The sequence below is a fragment of the Myxococcus llanfairpwllgwyngyllgogerychwyrndrobwllllantysiliogogogochensis genome (assembly GCF_006636215.1).
Taxonomy (GTDB): Bacteria; Myxococcota; Myxococcia; order Myxococcales; family Myxococcaceae; genus Myxococcus; species Myxococcus llanfairpwllgwyngyllgogerychwyrndrobwllllantysiliogogogochensis.
In genome coordinates, this window is sequence record NZ_VIFM01000889.1 from 1 (window position 1) to 413 (window position 413).

Sequence of the window (413 nt, forward strand, 5' to 3'; positions counted from 1 at the left end):
TCATGGAGGCCTATCCCAGTGCGCATGTGCTGCTGGCATCCAAGGAGGATCTGCAGGGCGAAAGGAGGCGGCTCATGCTGGCACGCATTGCAACGTGCGACTGGGATGCGATTGTGGTCACACAGGCCACTTTCGAATCGATGAAAGTCAGCAATGACTACATGGAAAACTTCATCGAGGAGGAGCTGGCGAAGATCGAAGCGGCCATCCGCATGCACTCAGAAGGGCGCAGCAACAAGATCGTCAAGCAATTGGCGAGGGCGAAGAAGTCCTGGAGGGCCAGGCTCGAAAAGCTCAACAACACCCGAAAGAAGGAGGCCGTTCTGGACTTCGAGGACCTGGGTGTGGACTGGCTCATGATCGATGAGAGCCACTACGCAAAGAACCTTTACCGGTTCTCGAAGATGGAGCGC

At 56.2% G+C, this 413-nt stretch carries 1 protein-coding gene; it reads left to right on the top strand.

What is annotated here, in order from left to right; all coding sequences use genetic code 11:
• Positions 1 to 2: 2 nt before the first annotated feature.
• Positions 3 to 413, top strand: a 411-nt coding sequence (locus tag FJV41_RS51055) for a helicase-like domain-containing protein (protein WP_497812691.1), incomplete at its 3' end; no start/stop codon positions are given.